Consider the following 20489-nt stretch of genomic DNA (forward strand, 5'->3'; position numbering starts at 1 on the left):
CACTGCGACTCAGCGAAGTCCACGGGGCACAGGGTTCGCCGGAACCTCCCCCTCGCGTGCCAGGAAGTCATAGAAGCTCCGCACCGCCGTGATGGTTTGCCGTCGGCTTTGGGGTTGGATTCCTTGAGCAACGAGCCAATCCCGAAACCGCTCCATGTCCTGATAGGACGCCTTCCGAAAGTCCACGCCCGCCTCCTCGCACCAGCGGGCGTAGCGGCCAAGCCACCAGCGGTACGCCTTTAGGGTGCTGGCGCTCCGGCCCTGTGCCTCCAGGCTCTTGAGAAAACGAAGGATTGCCGCTTCCATTGACCCGCACGCCCTTCCTACGGTATGGAGAAAAGGGCCGCCTTGAGCGGCGGCCCGTGCTTCCATTGGGGGCCGGAAACCCCGGCCCCCTTCCCTCACTCCTCCTCGACATCAAGGTTGCCTTCCAGCAGGTCGATGACGAACCGGAACGCGCTGGCGGCACCTTCTGCGTTGCCGATGGAGTAAAGCAGGTTCGCTCGCCGGTCGGGGTCCGGCTCCCGGGCGACCTGCTCCCACAGCGCCTTTTCTCGGGCCTCCTCCTGGGAGCGGCACGTCTTCAGGAAATCCACCAGCCTCCGCTGGGCCTCCTCCCGCTCCTGGGCATGGAACGCAACCGAATCCATCACGAACTGGCGAACCGCTTCCTCCGTCAGCATGGTATCCCCTCCCTCGATGGTTTGGGTCGCGTTAACCACCGCTGTCATGTTCTTCACCTCCCCCCGCCGAGCGGCGGTTCTGCCCATACTATAACAAGTGTTATAGCACGTTTCAACCCCTTGCTCGGAAAAACTTGTGTGCGTCGATTCTGCCCTGGAACCGTTGGCGGGTCCTGTGGATCGCGTCCGTTTCCTTCCTGGCCGTCTAGGCTCATTTCGTGGCTGTGCGTCGGGGTTGGGCGGCGGGTGGGGCGGGGGAGGAATTCGGGCCGCATGGGAACCCGCCGGCACCCCGGGGGTAGGGACCACCGGGGCGGCAAGCGCCCATGAGACTCCAGTCTCCCGCACACAATTCCCCGAATCGAGGCCGAAGAATTCTTGCCTCGATGACTTGATTTTTGCCGCCGACTTGTGGTATAATAGAAATAGGGAGGTTTACTCCGTGCCCATTCGGGACATCCTTGAAGCCCTCGCAAACCTCCCGGACCCCATCTCCCGCGCCGAACACCTTCTCCGGCATCTTCCGTTCCTACGGGACTACGTTGAATCCGTTGTTGAGCGGGTTGCCCGTTTATCCAAGGGGCGTGCTCCGTGGGAAGGTCCTGCGGGCCGGCGATCCGTTTACGGAGATCCCACGTTTGCTGCGGTTGCAACCCTAGAGGAACATGAACCCTACCAATTTGCGCGGGCCGTGGTCCGGTTCGTAGACCGGCTACCGGAGGGTGTGAGGCAGATCGTCGACGACCTCTATGTCCACCGCACCCGTACGAGGGCCGACCTCACCCCCGACGAGCTGAAACGGCTGTACGCTGTATTGCAGGACATATGGGACCTGATTGGACACGCAGCCCCTGTGCCCGTTGAAAGCGAGCGGGTCGCATCTTAATTCCTCAACCGCCGCCCCACCCCAACCGCTTAGGACACGCCGGTTCAGGTTGGCACGACACTCCTCCTTCCCCCACCCCACGGACCCGTGGTGCGCCCCGTGCGCCACGGGTCCTTTTTGTTACCCGGCGTGGGCGGTTGGATCGCTGGTGGGCAAGCGGAAGGAGTGAAGTTCCGTGCCAACCCCTTCGGACGCCATCTTCGCGGCGTACTACCCCATTCTCTCCCAGACGAACATCCGTCGGGGCATGCGGGGGAGTCTTCTCGACGCCTACCGCCTTCCCACCCTTCAAGACATGCTGGCCCAACCCCAGCCCGAGCCGCGAAGTTTTGCCGAACAACAACTCAACACGATCCTCAACGCACAGGCCCGCCTGGCGTCGGTGGGCCAGCCCATCCCCGCCCCGGAGGAGAACCGGAGCGCCCTCGAAAGCCTCGTCAACCTTCTCGATTTCGACCGGCGGCTCCTTTTCAACGCCCTCGCCCAAATCCCGGGGCTGGAGAACGAACGATGGTTTCAGGCTCTCCGTGAGGGCGGCGGGAAGTTTCTCGAAGAACTCGGCGTCGAGAACCCCGTCCTCCGTTTCCTCGGCGGCACCGCCATCGACGTGCTGACCTCCCCGCTGTCGTACCTTTCCTTCGGCCTCGGCACGGTGGCCCGGGAAGGAGCACAGGCCCTTGCGCGGGAGGGGGTCGAACAGGCCGCCCGGCGATTCGTCGTTAACCTGCAAGTCCCCTTCACGGGGGCGGCCCGCACCATCGCCTCCGCCCCGGCGGAGCGGGTTGTCGGCGCGGTCGAACGGGCCGCCGCGCCCATCGTGGACCCTCTCCGGCCCCTCTTCTCGCGGGGCGGGGCGTCGGCCCGGCTTCCGGCTTCCATGCGGGAGGCGATTCGTCAGGCCCAGCAGACCGTCTTCGAGACGAAGGCCGCACAAAGCGGCCTGACGACGCGGGAGATTCTCGAAGCCCGAAAGACGCTTCGGGAGATCGGCGCTCATCAAATGGACCCGTCCCTCCACCGGATTGCGTTCCTTGCCGGGGAGGGCGACGAGGAGGGGATTCAGGCCCTCGCCCAACTTCGGAAGACCGACCCCGAGACCGCAGAGCGCGTCGAGAAGCTCTCGAAGTTCCTCCGCCAGCAGATGGACGCCCTGTACGACGCCGAACAGGCAACGGGGCTGACCTATCGCCGCAGGGAGAACTACCTGCCGCACCTCGTCGAACGGGATCAGGACGCGGCGGAGGAATACCTTCGCTCCCTCCAAACCTCCCTCGCCCAGCAGGCCCGTGCCCGCACCACCGAGTTCGCGGCGTTCCGGCTGGCGCGGTCGAAGAGTTACGCCCGGGAACTCGAAGAGGCGGGGTTCAACGTCATCTACGACCCCGAACGGATCATCGCCATTCGGTCCTGGCAGTCGGCCCGGGCGCGGATGAACCACCTGCTGGCACAGCAACTCCGCTCGCTCGCCAAGAAGGCCGACGAGGCGGATGCAGCCTCCATCGTGCGGATTCCGGCCCGCGCCCCGAAGGGGAAGAAGCGCCCCAACCCCCCGAAGGGTTGGGTGCCGGCGGAAATGCTCATGGAGAACCTGATCGACCGGACGAAGAGCGGTCGGGTGAAGGCGCGGTATTTCCTTCACCCGGAACTCGCCCGGTCGATCACGACGCTCAACGACGCCCTCTCGAACCGCCGGGAAATCCAGGACCTCATCCGCACGGCGGAACTGGCGAACGGGCTGTTCAAGGGCATCGTCACCGCCACCCCCGGCAAGGTCTTCCGCGACTTTATCGGCAACACCTTCAACGCCGTCATCGCGGGTGTGCCGCCGCTCCGGTTCCTCTCGGGGTTCGTGGCGTCCCTGCGGTCCTGGACACCGGAAATGGCGGAGCAGGTGGCTGTGCAGGCCGGAGGCCGTGCGTATCGGTGGAAGGACCTGCACGATATCCTTTGGCGGCACAACCTCATCTCGACGGGCGAGACGGCGGAGATTGCAGGCCTTCTGCGGCCTGCCGCCGAAGCGACGAACTCCCTCCTCGAACGGGCGGCGGAGAAGATTCGCCGCCTCCCGCCGCACCGGGCCTCCGCCGCCGTCGACACGAACTCGAAGCTGGCCCTCCTTCGGGACCTCATCGCACAGGGCCTCGACCCCGACGCAGCGGCCCGGCGTGTGCGGCGTTATCTGTTCGACTATACCGACATCACGCCAGCGGAGAAGCACATCTTTCGGAACTTCTTCTGGTTCTACACCTTCTGGCGGAAGGAGTTGCCGGTCCTTTTCGAGGGCATCTTCTCCCACCCCGAACTCTTTAAGGCGGGCGGGTATGCGAGCCGTGAAGCCCGGGAAGCGGCGGGCGTCTCGGAGGAGGAAGTGCCGGAGTGGGTCCGGCAGGACCTCGGCCTCGTGTACCGGATCGGCGAGCGGTTCTACGCCGGTTCGCTCGGCTTCCCCGTCGACCCGCTGTCGGGCATCGAATCCCCCACCGAAGGGGCCGGCGACTTTCTCCAGTCCGTCGCCCGGTACGTCGGCGGGCAGATGACGCCCTTCCTCCGTGTGCCGATGGAACTGGCGGGGAACACCCAGTTCTTCAGCGGCTCCCCCATCCAGAGCCGCGAAGGGCAGGTCATTCCCCTCCAGGTTGGCCCCGTTCAGCGCCAGGTCGACCCCCGGCTCCTCTACCTCTTCGAGCAACTCGTCCCGGTGGCGGGCCGGTCGCTGACCCGCACCTTCCGCCCGCAGGTCGAGGAGGTGACGGAACTCCCGCCGCGCCCCGAACAAAGCGCCCTCGAACAACTCCTCCGGGGACTCTCCGGCATGAGTTCCTTCGCGTCACCATTCAACCCCGAACGCGAACTCGCCGTTGGCTCCATGCTCTACGCACGCCGCCTCCAGGACCAAATCACGAACCTCCGCCGGCAGGGTATGTACGTTCCAACGACGGAGGAGTTGGGTCTGACGGATCGGCCACGGGTCGGGGAACCACGCGCCTTGGAGGTACTGGCGGCCCTCCTCAACACACAGTAACGGCTACCACTTAAAGTCGCGCCCCCGTGTGTAGGAGCTACGCATGGGGGCGTATTCTATTCATACCAGGATGAAGGTCGCCCGCCCTTCCAGGTCGGGTCAAACCGCCAAAGCACAGCCCACCACAGACGGTGCTTCCACGACGTGGGCCTGCCGGGCCGCGTGCCGAATACCACCACCGTCCCGTAATCCCGAATATCCGCATCAGCAGGAGGCCGGCACCGTGAAGCCGCCACCCCCACCCAGCGCCGCCCGGCTACTAAGCCCGAAAGGATTACGGCGGTAAGGACTCCCGCAAACGCGTCTTGGATCAAGGCCCTCATAACGGCCTGCCCCCGTGTCTGCTGCCTGGAAAACGTGGGTATATGGCCTTTTACAATCGTCGGATTGTCCTCCCGTGCGACGTAAACGACCGCTACAGGCCATACATCTTCGTGGGTTTGGTCAAGGGCACGCGCCCGAATCCGTCGTTTCGACAAGGACCCGAAAACCCAAAACCCCGCTTCGTGAAGGGCTTTCAGTTCCTGTTCAACGACAAAGGTAACCTCTACGTTCCGTCCAGCCTCTAGATCGTCCCAAAATCCCCTAGTGCCACCAATGGCTCGATGTATAGCAAGGGACACACGGTCATCGCGGTGTAGCGCACAACTGACGCCGCCCCACAGGTGGCACGGCGTCCTGTTACCTTCCTGCCGCTCTCATACAGGCGTCGTACTCTCGAAACGCGATGTCTGCGAGAGTTTGGAGCATGGCAGGGCTTGGGAGGCCGTTCAGCCTCTCCACCGCCTCGGCCAGCGCTTTGCCGGGGTCCTTGCAGTTCGGCTTCGGGCGCTGTGCCACGGCCTTTTGCGTTTGTTCGAGGGCCGTCGTCATGTCGGTCGCCCACTTCTCGACGTTCTGTTCGAACGCAGCCTGCCGCTCCTGGATGGCCTGCTGTGCCGCCTGAAGTTCTTCGATCCGCTTGGCGAGTTCCGCTCTTTCCTTCTGCGTCTGTTCAAGCTGGGCTTCAAGTTCCTGCTGACGCTGCTCGAGGGCCTTCATTCGCTGCTCGAAAACCTGAACCTGGTTGGCCTGCTGTGCCTGTGCACCACAACCCGTAAGAAGCACCACCGTCAGAACCATCGGTACGAACGGTTTCACGCTGTTCCACCCCCACAGGCACACGCGAGCATTGCGCTCTCTTACAGAGCTTACTGCGTACTCCTGCGGGGAACCGGGTCTTCCTGCTCCGTTCGCCCTTCCGCCCGTCGTTGCCGGTCGTTCAGGTAGTATGCCACGAGACCACCTCCGACCGCGTAAAGGAGCACCCCGCCGTAGTTCGGGCCGTATCGGCTAAGAACCTTAAGGCTTTCAAAGTTCTGACCGAATAGCGATTCCTGCACAACAAACGGCCTCTCCCAAAGCCGCCGAACTCCAAAGGAAATCAACATCTTCTCGGTGTCCGGCGCGTGCGACCCGAACGCCAACCACCCCAGGAGCACGAGGTACACGCCGTAGAGAAGCCATACGGGGCTTGCGGGCCGCCGTTGAAGCGTGACGTGCTCCTTTTCCGCCGTTGCAGCCATGTACGGACCCTCCCCCGATCGGTGTCCGTGGACGGTGGTTCGTTTTTCCTCAAGCAAATCCTGCGGATGCAAACTTATACGATGTTGGTGAAATTTTATTCATCCCCTTTTGTTTGCGGTTGTTGTCGTTGGGAGGTTCCCCAAAACAAAAGGCGGGTAGGGTCGCCCCCTACCCGCCGTGTGGCTCGTTCTTACCGCGACCAAAGAGCAGCCAAGAAAGTCAGCCATCCCGCGAGGAGATTGCTGTAGAGCAGGAGGGAACCAGCGAAGCGGGGAACGGGGGTCATATGGGACTGACAGGGCGGGATTCTCCCTCTCCACGCCCTCCTCCCCTCTGTGCGTCCACCTGCACGCCTCCCCGTGTGCTGTGGTTTCGGTGGGGTTTGGTTCGTTTTTCCCCGCACGAGTCCTTCCATTTGGTATTTATGCACCGATTCCGCATCCTTATTCAGTTGCTCCTCGTACCGCTCCCATCGCTTTGGGAGTTCTCCGAAAACGAGAAAGGGGCGGGCAGGGTTTCTCCCCACCCGCCCAGGACCACGGGCGCTATCGAGTTGCCAGCATCACCAGGAGGACCAGGCACGCGGCGAGAAGGTCGCTGTGGATGAGGAGCCAGGTCACGAACCGGGGCGAAGGGGTCATGCGGTTTCGGCCCCCTCATAATCGTCCCACTCGATGCGATCATCGTCCTCGTCCTCGGTATCTTGCCGGGCACCAGCGGACTGAAGCTGGTAGAACTCGCTGCGAGGCAAGTTCCGCATAGGTTCTCCCAAAGGCTGTGGGGACAGTGGGGACAGTTGGGGACCCTTATCAGAAAACTTTGGCTCGACCCTCTTTATAGGGGAATTTTTCGAGGAAGTGTCCCCACTATCCCCACCCTCCCCACCTCCGTCATTGTCCACGAGTTTTTGCGCTTGTGCCTTTTCGGCGTTCGCCAACAGCCCGATGCCCAAACGATACTTCAGCCCTTGAATTTTCTTGGTAGGGAAGCCCTTCTCGTTTAGCCGTTCACCGAACTCGGTCAGGCTCACGGGTCGCTCACCCACGTCTTCGCACCACTTCAGGTAGGCTTTATACAGGTCGGTGGCATTGACACGGGTATTCGGGTGTGGGACACACGCCGCCTCGATGAATTGGGCGATTACGTCCTGCTCCTCGCGGTACTGGTTCGTGGCCTCCATCACTTCTGGCGGTGCGTCCAAACCCCTATCCAGCCATTTCAGACACCCCTGAACAGCCCATGCGAGGATGCCCTGTAGCTCCTGACACAGTTTCGAAGACAGGTCCCTGTCGCGCTCTCCCTCCGGAATGGTGACGGTGAAAGGAATCAGTCGGAGGCGTCGCCATATAGCGTAGTCCGTACCACGCACGCGGGGCTTATGGTTAGCCGCCAACCAGAGTTTCATGGCTGGGCGGAACTCAAAGTATTCCCGGTAGAGGAACCGGGCCGTGATGGTGTCGCCTCCAGTTAGTTGTTTGATGACAACCTCTGACCAGCGTCTTCCCTCCTCGGCCTCCGCAGCCGATACAAACCGCTTTCCGACCAGCCTGGCGAGATCATTGCGCACACGTTCGGTATCACGAGCGAGGAACGTACTGAATTCCGCCTGCTGACCGTAGTCGCCGAACAAACTCCTCAACACTTCGAGGAACGTGCTCTTTCCGTTCGCACCTGTGCCGTACAACAGGAACAACACCTGTTCGCTTGTGTCGCCGGTTAGGGTGTATCCCACGGCTCGTTGCAAGAACTCGATCAGGCGCTGGTTCCCGTTCATGATCCGATGGAGGAATTTCTCCCACAGCGGAGCCTTGGCGTCGGGATCGTATTCAACGGGAACCAGCTTCGTAATGAGGTCATCCCGCCTGTGCGGGCGCAACTCTCCAGACCGAAGGTCGATGGTTCCGTTCAGGCAGTTGAGAAGCCACGGATCACGGTCCAACTGCGATGGTTTCACGGGAATGCCGGGTTCTGTTTGGGCCAGTTCCACCATGTGCTTCAGCTTGGACGCAGATTCGGAGTTCAAAGCCCATTGGACGAGCTTCTTGCGCTTATCCTCGTCCGCGATCTGCGCGGCTTCCTGGTACATGGACTGCACCGTCTCTTTCGCCCGACGCATGACCTCGCCCGTTTTGTCCACAACCCAACGGCGTCCATCGTAGACCAGCCACTTTTCCAACTCAGGGCAGTAGCGCAGGTTCTTACCGTGCCTTCGGACAAGGCGTTTTGCATTACCCAAATCCGTAAAGTGCTCCATGGCCGGCTGTGCACTTGCAACGGATTGGTCCATGTTCGTCCACTCCGCACCCTTTGAGGCCGGCGACCGAAACTCGGATCGCATCTTCGCGATTTGGTACTCGACGTACTTGTGCTGTTGTTCGGGGGCCTTCTCCCGAATCTTCTCCGAAATAAGGTGCTCGGGGTTCATCAGCACCGCCGCCACCGTCGCGTCGTCGCACCCGGCCCGAATGAGGTCGCCGATGACCCGCCAGATCGCCTCCGACCGCGCCCCCTTCGGCGCACCGAACCGGATTAACTCCCGCGTCTCGATGGACAGGGGAATCCGGGAGATATCCACGTCGGGCAGGTGGTCCCAGTCGATGTTGACGTCTTGGACTTTCTGCTCGCTGGCCGCCCGGATGATTTCGGCAATCCAGTCGGGAACTTCAGGGTGGACCACTTCGATTCCCCTGGACCAGCGGTATTCCTTACCCGATCTGTGACGGCTTGGCGGGGCCACCACGTAGCCCCGCAGCCGAATTTCCCACCCTCGTTCTTTCCGTAGGTCGATGGCCGCCTTCGGAATGGGCAGGTCGTTCCGGCGGAAGTAGATATGCTTGCCCCGGCCCGTGCTTACGTAGTCTTCATACAGGTCGAAGCGCTGGCGGTCTTCAGGCGGAACCGCGTCAGGGTCGTCAATGTCCACAACGATCAGCCCGGATTCTTCGAGCCGAATGCCGATATTCGCCTTCGGGTACTCCGACCAAAACCGTTCCGCCTCGGCCTCTTGCCCTGGCCTGAACAGCGTGCTACCTTTAATGGGGGCTTTACCGATATGGCGGGGATCGGCGGAGCAGGTGGGGTGACCTGCTCCGCACCCACCGTCAGTTGGCCAGCATAAGGGGACGATGGTCCACCCCCTCTTGAGGTACCGCACCGCCTCGGTTCCGTTGGTCGCAACCACAGTCACCTGGCTTCACTCCTCCTTCTTTTCCCCCAAACAGGCACACGCCGGGATGACGCCAAGGACGACTTCCCCAGCGTCAACGACGGGCTGGTTGTCGTCGCTTAACAGGAGGGGGATGATTCGGATGGGCTTTGCGAAGGAGATGGAATCGGATTTGAGGATTTCTTCAAGCGAGGGTCTGGGTGGCGGGGGCTGCTGGACGACGAGGTAGCCGATGACCTTCGGCTTCACGCTGTTTTTCCTCCTTTGCTTAGATTCCCTCCCTTCCTGGACTCCCCCGTTTTCCCCACCTACGGCACCGAGCCTTAATGGTCACGGTATGCGCTGCGCCACTCAACGTACCGCCGCTCAAGTTCTTCCGCGTCCCAACCCAGGGACTCCAGAACCTTGAGCATTGCCTGCGGGGGTTTCTTCGGATATCCCCGCAGGGCGTGCGCTACGGCGGCGTAAGAGAGGCCAGCTCGGAGCGAAAGGGCGGCTCGGGTCAGGCCGGCCTTGCGAACCGCCTCTACAAGCGGGTTCTCCATTCATCGCGACCCCCTTTCTGGCATACCACTCCTATCAATATTATATCACACTTTTGAGAAAAAGTCAAGGGGAAAACCAGGTTTTCCTCCTTTCACCCCGCATCGAAACCCCGGTTTTCCCCACTAATGGTCCTCACACACGCGCAATCGGCGAATTCCTTTCCTCTGGAACCCCTTTGAGGAACAACGTCAGGGCGTCGCGAGGAACGCGAACGCGGCGCCCAATTCGAACCGCCGGAATCTCGCCCCGGTGTGCCATCTCGTAAGCCCGACTCACGCCAACCCGCAGCACCTTGGCCGCTTCGGGCACGGTGAGCAGGAGCGGCAGGTCTTCGATGCTCCGCACTGTCGTGCCCTGCATCCCCTCTCCCCTCCTTTCCTTGCCTGTGCTTCCATGTTATACTGGACCTGTCACGCAAACAATCCATCATTCGCGTAACGGAGGCGTAACCTTTGCGTAACGGGGGAGGGAGTTGGTCGTGTTGATTCTCGGTATTGTCCCGGTCCAGCGGGTCCGTCCGCAGGGAGGCCGCTTGGTTCCGGCAGGCACATGGGAAGACCTCACGGAGCTCAGGAACCCGCACAGTCACCTAGAAGAGCGCATAGCGCAGGGGGAAGAACCTCCGTATGTTCAGTTCGCGTCCCTAAACGAGGAGGACCCAGAGGCTCTAGCCGACTTTGTGAGCCGGGAAGGCTGGCTGGGGACTGATGAGATTGACGCTATTGCCCATGAGATCCGTAAGATGAGGGCTGTCCTCCAGGTCGTGGAGGCCCTTCGGACCGAACCTGCCGATGCCCAACAACTCCTTGAAGCATGTCGCATGTTGGAAGCAGTTTGGGGAGAGAAAGGGCACCCCGTGGAGGAAGACATCGAGAGCCTGCAGGCCCATGCGCGGTACCTTCTCAGCAAGGCGCTAACTCGGCAGCTTGAGCACGTACAGGTAGAGGTCGCCATCGTGGATTTTGGAGAGCGTCTAGAACTAGCCTTGCACATCGATGACTTGCTTGCCAGCATGTACCTCGAATTGGCTCGTGACATACTGGAAACTGATGACGTTCCCCGCAAGTGTCAGAATCGAACCTGCCGCAACTGGTTTCTGACTCATCGTTCGGACCGTCGCTACTGCTCGCCGCGCTGTGCTTCAGCAGACAGAATGCGGCGCTGGCGGAACGCCCACAGAAATCAGGAAGGAGAGGGAACCTCGTGAGGGGGCACATCCGAAAGCGGGGAAACAAGTGGGCCGTCGTGATTTACCTGGGCAGGGATGAAGCGACGGGGAAGAAGCAGTACCGCTGGCACGGCGGCTTCAAGACCAAAGCCGATGCCGAGCGGGAACTAGCCCGCCTGGTCAACGACGCCCACACGGGCGCGTATGTGGAGCCCGAAAAGATGTCGGTCGCGGAGTACCTTCGGTTCTGGCTCGGAGACATCCGGTCCCGTGTGGCCCCTACCACGTTTCACCGCTATGAAATCATCGTGGAACGGCACCTAATTCCGGCCCTTGGCAAGTACCAGCTTCAGAAACTCCGTCCCGCCCACATTCAGGCGTACTACAGGGATGCCCTGGAGAACGGGCGCAGGGACGGCAAGGGCGGCCTCTCCAAGCGCACCGTGCTTCACCATCACCGCGTGCTTCACGAGGCCCTGGAACACGCTGTCCAGCTTCAGATGTTGGCCCGGAACCCTGCTGACGCCGTCAAGCCCCCACGGCCCGAGCGCAAGGAAATGCGGGTTCTGGACAAGGACGAGATCGAACGGCTCCTCGAAACAGCACGCCGGAGCCGGTACTACATCCCGATCCTGCTTGCCATTGCCACGGGGATGCGCCGGGGCGAGATTCTTGCCCTCCGGTGGGAGGACGTGGACCTGGAGGGCGGGCGGATCAGCGTCCGGCAGACCCTCGTTAAGACGGGCGACGGACTTCAATTCACCGACCCGAAGACCGACCGGAGCCGCCGCGTGATTCGGATCGGCCCACTCGTTGTGCAAGCCCTCCGCCGCCATCGAGCGCAGCAGGCCCAGGAGAAGCTTCGCTTAGGCCCCGCCTACCAGGATCATGGCCTCGTGTGCGCTCAAGCCAACGGGAAGCCCTACGATCCCGCCGAGTTCTCGAAGGCGTTTACCAGCCTGGCGAAGCGGGCGGGCTTCCCTGACCTCCGGTTCCACGACCTGCGCCATAGTCATGCGACGCTTCTCCTGCGGGACGGGACGCCCATCAAGGCGGTCGCGGAAAGGCTCGGCCATGCGTCCGCCGCCTTCACCCTCGACACCTACGGGCATTCCCTTCCCGACATGCAGGAAGCCGCCGCCCGCGTGGTCGATGCCCTCCTGAGTGCCCCGGCGGAAAACCCGTAAGCCCTACCAGAGTCGTCGGATTTGCAAAAGATTTGCAAAATGCCCCCGATTGAACGCCAATCGGGCTATACCCCGGAGGGGGTATAGCCCGAAAACCCTTGCGGGAGCATGTGGGAATCGAACCCACCGGGGACGGTCTTTCCGCCCCCCACTGGTTTTGAAGACCAGGGGCGACACCAGTCACCAGCTGCTCCCCCGACGGCGACCGCCGCCCCCATCCTAGCAATCGACATCCTCGGACAGCAAGGCAACACCAGGAAGGCGCAGGGCACCCCGCGAGCTGCACCAGGCGGCGACCGGCCATCCCGCACACAGGAGCCGGCCCCGCCCGGCCCTCCTAGGCCACCCCCAGCGCCTTCAGGGCCCGGCGCGGGTGCTCCTCGGGCTTGACGCCCCGGATCACCGCCAGCACCTTGCCCTCCTCGTCCAGGACGAAGGTGGTCCGCTCGATGCCCCAGTAGGTCCGGCCGTACATCCGCTTCTCCTTCCAGACCCCGTAGGCCTCGGCCACCTGGTGATCGGGGTCCGACAGGAGCGGAAAGGGCAGGCCGTACTTCTCCCGGAACTTGACGTGGGATTCCACCGGATCCGGGCTCACCCCCAGCACCACGGCGCCGGCTTCCTGCAGCTGCCCGTAGTCGTCCCGGAAGCTGCAGGCTTCCCGGGTGCAGCCGGGCGTGTCGTCCTTGGGGTAGAAGTACAGCACCACCTTGCGGCCGCGAAAGTCGGACAGCCGCACCGTCTCCCCGCGGTCGTTCACGGCGGTAAAGTCCGGCGCCTGCTCGCCCACCTTTACCATGGGCTTGTCCCTCCCCAGTACATGGCTGTTGGTACCTCAGCCCGAGGTATTGTTCTTCCGAGGATTGTTCTTCTTCGTCGGCCTCCCACGACGTTGCCCGCTTGTTGCCAAACCCGCTCTTTTGGACCCGTCCACCGCCCGCCGGCGGGAGCCGCTTTCCGAACCTGGCCGCCCAGCCCGGGCCGCAAGCCCCCGCAAGTGCCCGCGAGCCCCTCGAAGCCCCGCCGCCCTCCCTACACCACCTCGTCCTGCCACTCCGGCTCGTCCCCCCGCACCCAGCCGGGATGAACCGGAAGGGGCAGGTCCGGCACCAGCCGGCGCAGCGCATCCCCCTCTGGGTCGCCGGCCTGCTCCACCGCCGGGATCTGCCGGTCGATGAAGGCCAGCACGGCCTCCACGTCGAGCCCCAGGTAGCGGGGCCGATAACGTTCCAGGTACCGGCGGGCCTTGGCCAGGTTGCGTCGCACGCCCCGGGGCGTTCCCCGGTCCCGCCGCACGAAGGCGGCGGCCAGGATGATGAGCCCGTGGTAGAAATCGCTGCGGGTGCGGTGCCAGGCCTCTTCCAGCACCTCGTGGCTCTCGAAGAACCGGCCGGCATGGTAGAGGCGGAGGAACTCGGCCAGGGCCGCCGGCACCAGGGCTCCCGGCGGGGGTCCCTCCGCCCCGCCCCCCTGCACCCGGCGGCCTGCCGGCCGCTTGCGGCCCACCACCACCAGGCGCCGGCTCTGGGCCGACAGGGCGGCGCCCGTCTCGTCATAGAACCCCGTGACCTCGAGCCCCGCCTGCTCGAACAGGCTCGCCAGCTCGGGCGGCGTGTACAGGCGGACGAAGAACTCCCCCCGCCGTACCTGCCCCGCCCGCCGGACGGTGCGCCGGGTGATCATCCGCCCCGTCACCGGATCCCAGCGGTGGGCGTCGATGAGGACGTCGTCCCCCCGTTCCACCACGTTGTAGGGGGCGAAACGGGCCAGCACGGCGTCCCGGAACACCGTCTCCAGGAGGAACCGGCCTCCCGGCCGCAGGGCCTGCGCCACCTGCTGCAGCACCGCCAGGTTCTCTTCGTCCGCAAAGTAGCCGAAGCTGGTGAACACGTTGAAGGCGGCATCGAACCGGTCCCGCCAGGGCAGCCGGCGCATGTCGCCCTGGACCCATTCCACCTCCACGCCCTGGCGGGCCGCCTCCTCCCGCGCCCGGGCGAGGAACCCCACGCTGCGGTCGAGCCCCGTCACCCGGGCACCCAGGGTGGCCAGGGGTACCGCCAGCCGGCCGTGGCCGCAGGCCAGGTCCAGCACCGCCTCTCCCGGCCGCAGGTCCAGCAGGGTCCAGACCAGGGCCACCTCCCGCTGGGTGCGCTCGGACGTCAGGATGGGTTCATAGAAGTACAGATAGTCGTCGGGGTCGAACACCGCATCGTAGTCGAACCGCACCTCCCCGGCCCCGCTCCCGGCCATGGTCTTCCCCCCTCCCCATGGGCGCCGGGCAGGGTTTGGCACGGCAAACCTGCAACCCGAGCGCAAGGAATAGCTGTTTGCAAGTGGAAAGCTACTGCCAGGGTTCCGCCGCGGTCCGCCGCGGTCCGCGGCCGTGCCCCGGGCGGATTCCTGCTGGACCTAGGGCCGGCCTTCGCTGCACCCCGGCCGCGACCGCGCGGGTCTTCAGGGCCGGGGGGCGCGAGGCTGGCGCGGCGCGGGTTCTTCCCGATCCATTCCCCTGCGAACCGAGGTGGCCCATGCAACGCGTGCAAGAAGTGGCAGGACGGGTGCTGGCCAGCGTGGAGCGGGCCATCGTGGGCAAGCGGGCCGAGATCCGCTACCTTATGGCCGCGCTGCTGGCCAACCGTCACGTGCTGATCGAAGACGTCCCCGGCGTCGGCAAGACCACCATGGTCCGTGCCCTGGCCCGCTCCATTGATTGTACCTTCCGGCGCATCCAGTTCACACCGGACCTGCTGCCCTCGGACATCACGGGCCTGGCCGTGTACGATCCGGCCACGCGCCAGTTCACCTTCCGGCCCGGGCCCATCCACAGCCAGGTGGTCCTGGCCGACGAGATCAACCGCACGTCGCCCAAGACCCAGTCGGCCCTGCTGGAGGCCATGGAGGAGGGCCAGGTCACGGTGGACGGGCAGACCTACCCCCTGCCCCGGCCCTTCTTCGTCCTGGCCACCCAGAACCCCATCGAGTACGAGGGCACCTTCCCCCTGCCGGAATCCCAGCTGGACCGGTTCGGACTGCGCATTCGCCTGGGTTACCCGCACCCCGCGGAAGAACGGGCCATCCTGGACCTCCACCACGGCGGCCGCCCCGTGGACGGCCTGGAGCCGGTGACCACGGCGGAGGAGATCCTGGAACTGCAGCAGCTCATCACCCAGGTCCACGTGGACGACAGCGTCAAGGACTACCTGGTGCGGATCATCCAGGCCACCCGGGTCCACAGCGCCGTCTATCTGGGCGCCAGCCCCCGGGCCAGCCTGAGCCTGTACCGCCTGAGCCAGGCGCTGGCCGCCATCGACGGCCGCTCCTTCGTCCTTCCCGATGACGTCAAGGAGCTGGCGCCGCTGGTGCTGGCCCACCGGCTGGTGCTGCAGCCCGAGGCGCGGTGGCAGGACGCCGATCCGGAGGCCGTGGTGCGGGAGGTGCTGGAGCACGTGCCGGCACCCGTCGAGCGCCGGGTGGAACACCGGCCGGGACGCCGGATCGGCGGGCTCCTGGGCCGGCTGTAGAAGGTTCGGGAAGGCGAGCCATCGGAGGCGAACCATGGGAGGCGAGCCATGCGGCTGCAGAGCTGGGGCCTGCCCTTGTGGACGCTGGCGGCGCTGGTCTTTGCCCTGACCACCGGCGGGCCCGTACCCTGGTTCCTGTTCAAGTTCCTGCTGGCGCTGCACCTGCTGGGGGCCGGTTGGGCCTGGCTGCTGGCCCGCGGGCTGGACGTGCAGGCGCGCGTCGACCGGGGGCGGGCCGTGGCGGGCGAGCGGGTGGAACTTGAGGTCTTCGTGCACAACGAGTCCGTCCTGCCCGCACCGCGGCTGGTCATCGCCCTGCCCGCCTGGGACGAGCCGCTCCGGCCGGGCGGCTGGCGGCCGGGTCCGGAGGACGGCGACCCCCCGTCCGCGGCGGGCGCCGGTGGCAGGGGGCGCCCCAGCCCGTGGCCGGAACCCGGCCGGGTGTTCTACCGCAGTCTGGGACCCCTGGGGAACCTGCTGCACCGGGAAGCGGTGATCCTGCCGCGGCGCGGCCGGTATCGCCTGGGACCCGTGGTGGTCGAGGTGCAGGAGCCCCTGGGCCTATTCCGGCTGCGGCGGGCCGTGTTCGCCGAGCCGGCCCTGGTGGTGTACCCGCGGCCCGTGCCCGTAGACGGGCTGCCCATTCTTCCCCGCCAGCCCTTCGGGCGGCAGCGGGTGGACACCCGGGCCTGGCAGGATCCCTCCAGCCTGGCCGACGTCCGCCCCTTCCGGCCGGGAGACAACCCGAAGCACATCCACTGGAAGGTGTCGGCCCGCCTGGACGAGCTGCACGTCAAAGAGTTCGACCTGCGGGCGACCACGGATTGCTACCTGTTCCTCGACCTCCACGCCGGGGCCGGCCCCGAGGGCGACCCCTGGACGGGCGGCCGCCGGGTGTCACCGGATGAGCGGGCCGGCCCGGCGGGCCCGCCAAGCCCGGCGGGCCTGGGCGGCCCGCCGGCTGCCGGCATGGCGACGGCAGGGAAAGCCTTGAGGGGTGGGCCGGGGCGGGCACCGGTGACGGGCCCGGGGGCGGCCGCAGCGGAGCCGCCCCGCACCGGGCCGGCCCCAGAGCCGCTCCCCCTGGACATCAGCGAGGGGGTGGCGGGCGTGGCCGCGGGGATCGCGGCCCTGGCCCTCCACCGCGAGCTGGTGGTGGCCGCGGCCGCCCATACCGGCCGGCCCCACCGGCTGGCGCCGGGCCGGGGACCGCAGCAGTACCGGCGCCTGCTGGAGTGGCTGGTCGACGTGAACCAGCCCGGCACCATGCCGCTGGCCGACTTCCTCGCCGCCCGGCGGAGCTGGCTGACCCCCCGGTCGGCGGTGCTGGTGGTCACGCCGCAGATGGACCGGCGCCTGGGCCGGGTGCTCGCCCAGTTGCGGAGCCAGGGCCATGCCGTCGCCGTGTGGTACCTGCACCAGGATGGGGGCACGGCGGCCGCGGTCACCGCCTCGGCCTCTGCCGCGGCCACCCGGGAAGGAATGCCGGCAACCGGGGGCGGCGGTGCCGGGTCGCCTGCCGCCGGCACGATCCGGGCGGCCAGCGGGAGCGGGGGCGAAGGTTCCGCCCCTTCCCGGCCCGATGCGAGCGGCGCCGCCGGGGTGAGCGCCGGGGCGAACACCGGCGCCAGCGCCAGTGCGGCAGGTGCTATCCCGGGGGTTGATCCCGCCCTGGTGCGCTGGCTGCTGTCGGAAGGGGTGGAGATCCACCCGGTGCCATGGCCGGAGCACCCCGGAGCGGATGCCGGGGCGGAGGGGCGCTCCCTCGCCGCCCCGGCGGGCCCGCCCGGAGCGGCCGGCGTGTCCGGACTCCGAAGGCCCCTTGCCCCGCCACCGGCTGGAGCCGGGCGCCGGGCGCCCCAGCACCCTGGCCCTGGCGGGCCCGGCCCGTCGGAGGCGGCCGTCCCCTGGCCGGGCACGCCGCCCGGCCGGGTTCGGCTGGGGGGAACCGGGCTCCGCCGGTCCGCGCAGGATGCTGCGGCCCCCGTCGCCCGCACCCGGGGGTGGTGGTCATGAGGCGCAGGCCCGCCGGTCCCGGGCCGGCCCGGGTACCGGTGCTCAGCCCGTGGTATGCCCTCCTGGTGGCCACGGGCGTGGCCAGCACCCTGGCCCTGGTGCGAGGCCTGATGCCTTTCCTCGGCTGGCCGCCGGGCCAGCCCGAGCCCGTGAGCCTGGTCCTGGCCCTGGCAGCCTTGCTGTGGGCGCCCCTCACCTTCCCCTGGCTCCTCCTCGGCCTGGCGGGAGGTGCAGCCGCATGGGTGGGCTGGCTGGCCCTGCGCCATCCCGAGCGGCTGGCCACCTTCCTGGACGGGGAAGTCTCCGGGCTGGGTGCAGGCATGGCCGCCCGCTGGGCACCGGTTCTTCAGGACCTGTGGCTCGGGGCCTACGAGCAGTTGCCCTCCGATCTCCTGCGGAGCGGAACCGCCCTGGTGGCCGGGGTCCACCTGGGCCTGGTCTTCCTGGCCGCCCGGCGGCCCGGCCTCGCCCTGGTCCCGCCGGTAGCGGGCGGCCTCCTGCTCCTCCTGGCCTGGTTCTACGGCGACCTCCCCCGCCCGGAAGGGCCGCTGCTGGCCTACCTGTGCCTGGCTTTCACCTTCGTGGCCCTGGCGCGGGGCGCCAGCGCCGGGCCGGGCCGGCGGGCGGTGCCGGGCCATCTGGTTCTTCCCGTGGCGGTCCAGGCCCTGGCGGTGATCCTGGTGGCGGCCCTGCTGGCCGGTGCCGCCCCCTTCCTGGACGAACCCGCCGCCGACTGGGTCGCCGTCACCAGCGTGGCCAACCGGCTGCTGCCCTTCACCGTGGCCGACCGGACCGGCGGCTGGGGTGCCGTCCCCGGTGCGGCGGGCCGGCTGACCGCCGCTTCCCGCCAGTTCCTGGGCGGGCCCTTCTTCCCCGACCCGACGCCGCTGCTGGAGGTTCGCCTGGCGGGGGAGGACATCCCGGCCACGGTCTACTTGCGCGGCCCGGTGCGGGTAGCCTACGACGGCCGCTCCTGGGGCCCGCCGGTGGACGTGGCCTGGGCCAGCCGGCAGGGCCTGTCCGGCTGGCTGGCGGGGGGCGGCCCCGGCGGCGACGCCTCGTACCATGTCAACGGTTACGGCGACCCCGGGGCCCCGCTGCCGGTGCTGCGGGATGCCCGGACCCTGGAGCAGGAGATCGTGCCGCAGGTGCCGGTTCACCCGTACCTCTACGGCGCCTTCGAGGTCCGGGAGGTCGACGGCCGGCCGCCCCTGGTCGAACGTCCGCAGCCGGGGATCCACTACGACCCCGGCCGGGAGAACCCGGTGATGCGCACCGCCGACAGCGCCCTGATGGTCCTCCACCCCGTGGAGCAGCCCTACACCGTCCGGTCGCTGGTGCCGCGGGTCGACCCGGCCGCGGCCCGCCAGGCGGCCGCGCGGGCGGAGGCCCTCAATCCCCGCTGGCGGGACGACCCCGCTCTGGGGGTGTACCTGCAGCTGCCGGAGGATCTTCCCCAGCGGGTGCGGGATCTGGCCGCCCGGCTGACGGCCGGCCAGGACAACGCCTACGACCAGGCCCGGGCCATCGAGCGCTACCTGCGCGGCTTCCGCTACGACCCCAACATGCCCTTCATGCCCCGGGACCGGGATTTCGTCGACTTCTTCCTCTTCGACCTGCAGCGGGGGTACTGCGTCGCCTTCGCCTCGGCTGCGGTGGTGCTGCTGCGCAGCGCCGGGCTTCCTGCCCGGTGGGTGGAGGGCTTTGTGATCCCCACGGGAGGGCGGCCGGGAACCTACCCCGTCACCTACGCCCAGGCCCACGCCTGGCCGGAGGTGCTGATCCCCGGTTACGGCTGGATCCCCCTGGAGCCCACGCCGGCCTACCCTGAAGGCCCGCTGCTGCCCGCTTCGACCGGGGAAGACGCCGGGACCGGCGGGGACGGGGAAGCCACCGGCCCTGACCTGCCGCTGCCCACCCGGCGACCCCAACCCGTGGAGGACCCGGCGGAGCCTGCCCCGGCACCGGGTGACCGGAGGGACGGTGCCGGAACCGGTGCCCGCCAGGGAGCATCCTGGGGATGGGCGGCAGGGCTCGCCCTGGGGGGGCTTCTGGCCGGCGGTGCGGCCACCGCCGTGCTCTGGCGCCGGCGCCGCCGGGGGCTTCCGCCCGACCCGGCCCGGGCGGCGCGGACCGTGTTCGTCCGGGTGGAGCGGTGGCTGGATCGCCTGGGCTACGGGCGGCCTCCGGCCATGACGGCACGGGAGTACGCCGGCTGGCTCCAGGGGCGCCTGCCCCAGCTGGCGCCGACCTGGGAGCGGCTGGCCACCCTCTACGAGAGCGCCCGGTATGCGCCGGACCCCGCCGCCCTGCCCGGCGAGGCGGTGCGGGACGTCGCCCGCACCTTGCGCCGCGATCTGGAACGCCACTTCGGCTGGCGGTTCCGATGGGTGTTGCTGGTGCCGGATACCGCCGCCCTGGCCCAGGCCGCGGCACGCCGGCTCGGGAGATGGGGCACCGCCCTGGCGACGGCGGTGAAACCGCGGCTTCCCCGGAGGGCACGCCTGCTGACGGCCGGCTCCCATGCCGGTTCCGGCCGTCCGGCGGGTCCCGGCCCCCGTCACCGGGTTGGCCCCCGACGGGCGGCGGTTTCCGAACGGTTAACCGGGGCGGACCGGAAAAGTTAACGATAACTGGACAGAATCGGGTTCATGGGCCACAATCGTCCGTGGATTCCACCGCTGGCGGATCGGTCCCACGGGGACCGGGAACCGGGGCGGCCCGCGTC

16 protein-coding genes and 1 tRNA gene are annotated in these 20489 nt (G+C 66.8%); 7 read left to right on the forward strand and 10 right to left on the reverse strand.

The genetic code is table 11. The features are described 5' to 3' along the window. Positions 1 to 9: 9 nt before the first annotated feature. Together THESUDRAFT_RS15310 and THESUDRAFT_RS09140 are read right to left on the reverse strand one after the other, a co-directional pair. On the reverse strand, positions 10 to 372 hold the full coding sequence (locus tag THESUDRAFT_RS15310; protein WP_083855403.1) for a tyrosine-type recombinase/integrase: 363 nt from the start codon (positions 370 to 372) through the stop codon (positions 10 to 12). Positions 373 to 401: 29 nt separating this feature from the next. After that, positions 402 to 731 carry a hypothetical protein gene (locus THESUDRAFT_RS09140; protein ID WP_006904498.1) on the reverse strand — a complete coding sequence of 110 codons (330 nt, stop codon included), beginning with the start codon at positions 729 to 731 and terminating at the stop codon, positions 402 to 404. A 394-nt stretch (positions 732 to 1125) separates the two neighbouring features. Between THESUDRAFT_RS09140 and THESUDRAFT_RS13540 the strand changes: the two genes are divergently transcribed. Together THESUDRAFT_RS13540 and THESUDRAFT_RS09145 are read left to right on the forward strand one after the other, a co-directional pair. After that, complete coding sequence (locus THESUDRAFT_RS13540; RefSeq protein WP_006904499.1) at positions 1126 to 1569, forward strand: hypothetical protein; 444 nt, start codon at positions 1126 to 1128, stop codon at positions 1567 to 1569. A gap of 175 nt (positions 1570 to 1744) precedes the next feature. After that, a complete protein-coding gene (locus THESUDRAFT_RS09145) occupies positions 1745 to 4591 on the forward strand; it encodes a hypothetical protein (RefSeq protein ID WP_006904500.1) in 2847 nt (948 codons plus the stop codon). A gap of 681 nt (positions 4592 to 5272) precedes the next feature. Here THESUDRAFT_RS09145 and THESUDRAFT_RS09150 read toward each other — a convergent pair. The 5 genes from THESUDRAFT_RS09150 to THESUDRAFT_RS09170 all read right to left on the reverse strand — a co-directional run bounded on the left by THESUDRAFT_RS09150 (position 5273) and on the right by THESUDRAFT_RS09170 (position 10229). Then, the gene (locus THESUDRAFT_RS09150) at positions 5273 to 5731 is read right to left on the reverse strand and encodes a hypothetical protein (RefSeq protein ID WP_040826444.1); all 459 of its coding nucleotides are present in this window, start codon (positions 5729 to 5731) and stop codon (positions 5273 to 5275) included. A 50-nt stretch (positions 5732 to 5781) separates the two neighbouring features. Then, entirely contained in the window at positions 5782 to 6156 is a 375-nt protein-coding gene (locus tag THESUDRAFT_RS09155) for a hypothetical protein (protein ID WP_006904502.1), read from the reverse strand. A 638-nt stretch (positions 6157 to 6794) separates the two neighbouring features. Then, positions 6795 to 9344: a phage/plasmid primase, P4 family gene (locus THESUDRAFT_RS09160; protein WP_006904504.1), complete on the reverse strand. Its 2550-nt coding sequence runs from the start codon at positions 9342 to 9344 to the stop codon at positions 6795 to 6797. Positions 9345 to 9350: 6 nt separating this feature from the next. Further along, positions 9351 to 9572: a hypothetical protein gene (locus THESUDRAFT_RS09165; RefSeq protein ID WP_006904505.1), complete on the reverse strand. Its 222-nt coding sequence runs from the start codon at positions 9570 to 9572 to the stop codon at positions 9351 to 9353. Positions 9573 to 10001: 429 nt separating this feature from the next. Then, a complete protein-coding gene (locus tag THESUDRAFT_RS09170; RefSeq protein ID WP_006904507.1) occupies positions 10002 to 10229 on the reverse strand; it encodes a helix-turn-helix domain-containing protein in 228 nt (75 codons plus the stop codon). A 118-nt stretch (positions 10230 to 10347) separates the two neighbouring features. On the opposite strand from THESUDRAFT_RS09170, the gene THESUDRAFT_RS13545 reads away from it, so the two are divergent. Further along, the gene (locus THESUDRAFT_RS13545; protein WP_006904508.1) at positions 10348 to 11076 is read left to right on the forward strand and encodes a CGNR zinc finger domain-containing protein; all 729 of its coding nucleotides are present in this window, start codon (positions 10348 to 10350) and stop codon (positions 11074 to 11076) included. Continuing rightward, entirely contained in the window at positions 11073 to 12224 is a 1152-nt protein-coding gene (locus THESUDRAFT_RS09180; protein ID WP_006904509.1) for a site-specific integrase, read from the forward strand. Before THESUDRAFT_RS13545 ends, THESUDRAFT_RS09180 begins: the two co-directional genes overlap by 4 nt. A 101-nt stretch (positions 12225 to 12325) precedes the next feature. On the opposite strand, the gene THESUDRAFT_RS13550 is transcribed toward THESUDRAFT_RS09180, so the two are convergent. From THESUDRAFT_RS13550 to THESUDRAFT_RS15100, 3 genes are all read right to left on the reverse strand, one after another. Beyond that, positions 12326 to 12419: transfer RNA gene (locus tag THESUDRAFT_RS13550), tRNA-Sec, on the reverse strand. Between the two features lie 142 nt (positions 12420 to 12561). Next, positions 12562 to 13023 carry a thioredoxin-dependent thiol peroxidase gene (gene bcp, locus THESUDRAFT_RS09185; RefSeq protein ID WP_006904510.1) on the reverse strand — a complete coding sequence of 154 codons (462 nt, stop codon included), beginning with the start codon at positions 13021 to 13023 and terminating at the stop codon, positions 12562 to 12564. A gap of 233 nt (positions 13024 to 13256) precedes the next feature. Continuing rightward, complete coding sequence (locus THESUDRAFT_RS15100; protein ID WP_006904511.1) at positions 13257 to 14474, reverse strand: DUF309 domain-containing protein; 1218 nt, start codon at positions 14472 to 14474, stop codon at positions 13257 to 13259. Positions 14475 to 14752: 278 nt separating this feature from the next. On the opposite strand from THESUDRAFT_RS15100, the gene THESUDRAFT_RS09195 reads away from it, so the two are divergent. The 3 genes from THESUDRAFT_RS09195 to THESUDRAFT_RS09205 are packed head-to-tail and all read left to right on the forward strand — an operon-like array spanning position 14753 to position 20388. Next, positions 14753 to 15745, forward strand: coding sequence for an AAA family ATPase (locus tag THESUDRAFT_RS09195; RefSeq protein WP_006904512.1), 993 nt, complete (start codon positions 14753 to 14755; stop codon positions 15743 to 15745). 48 nt (positions 15746 to 15793) lie between these two features. Then, entirely contained in the window at positions 15794 to 17761 is a 1968-nt protein-coding gene (locus THESUDRAFT_RS15105) for a DUF58 domain-containing protein (protein WP_006904513.1), read from the forward strand. Beyond that, complete coding sequence (locus THESUDRAFT_RS09205; protein ID WP_006904514.1) at positions 17758 to 20388, forward strand: DUF4129 domain-containing transglutaminase family protein; 2631 nt, start codon at positions 17758 to 17760, stop codon at positions 20386 to 20388. The genes THESUDRAFT_RS15105 and THESUDRAFT_RS09205 overlap by 4 nt, the downstream gene beginning before the upstream one ends. Positions 20389 to 20489 lie beyond the last annotated feature (101 nt).

Source organism: Thermaerobacter subterraneus DSM 13965, assembly GCF_000183545.2.
In the GTDB taxonomy this organism is placed as follows: domain Bacteria; phylum Bacillota; class Sulfobacillia; order Thermaerobacterales; family Thermaerobacteraceae; genus Thermaerobacter; species Thermaerobacter subterraneus.

Excerpts from the sequence above, each read along its gene's own strand:
- THESUDRAFT_RS15310 (WP_083855403.1), bottom strand. The coding sequence starts at position 372 with ATGGAAGCACGGGCCGCCGCTCAAGGCGGCCCTTTTCTCCATACCGTA.
- THESUDRAFT_RS09140 (WP_006904498.1), bottom strand. The coding sequence starts at position 731 with ATGACAGCGGTGGTTAACGCGACCCAAACCATCGAGGGAGGGGATACC.
- THESUDRAFT_RS09155 (WP_006904502.1), bottom strand. The coding sequence starts at position 6,156 with ATGGCTGCAACGGCGGAAAAGGAGCACGTCACGCTTCAACGGCGGCCC.
- THESUDRAFT_RS09170 (WP_006904507.1), bottom strand. The coding sequence starts at position 10,229 with ATGCAGGGCACGACAGTGCGGAGCATCGAAGACCTGCCGCTCCTGCTC.
- bcp (WP_006904510.1), bottom strand. The coding sequence starts at position 13,023 with ATGGTAAAGGTGGGCGAGCAGGCGCCGGACTTTACCGCCGTGAACGAC.
- THESUDRAFT_RS15100 (WP_006904511.1), bottom strand. The coding sequence starts at position 14,474 with ATGGCCGGGAGCGGGGCCGGGGAGGTGCGGTTCGACTACGATGCGGTG.
- THESUDRAFT_RS09195 (WP_006904512.1), top strand. The coding sequence starts at position 14,753 with ATGCAACGCGTGCAAGAAGTGGCAGGACGGGTGCTGGCCAGCGTGGAG.
- THESUDRAFT_RS15105 (WP_006904513.1), top strand. The coding sequence starts at position 15,794 with ATGCGGCTGCAGAGCTGGGGCCTGCCCTTGTGGACGCTGGCGGCGCTG.
- THESUDRAFT_RS09205 (WP_006904514.1), top strand. The coding sequence starts at position 17,758 with ATGAGGCGCAGGCCCGCCGGTCCCGGGCCGGCCCGGGTACCGGTGCTC.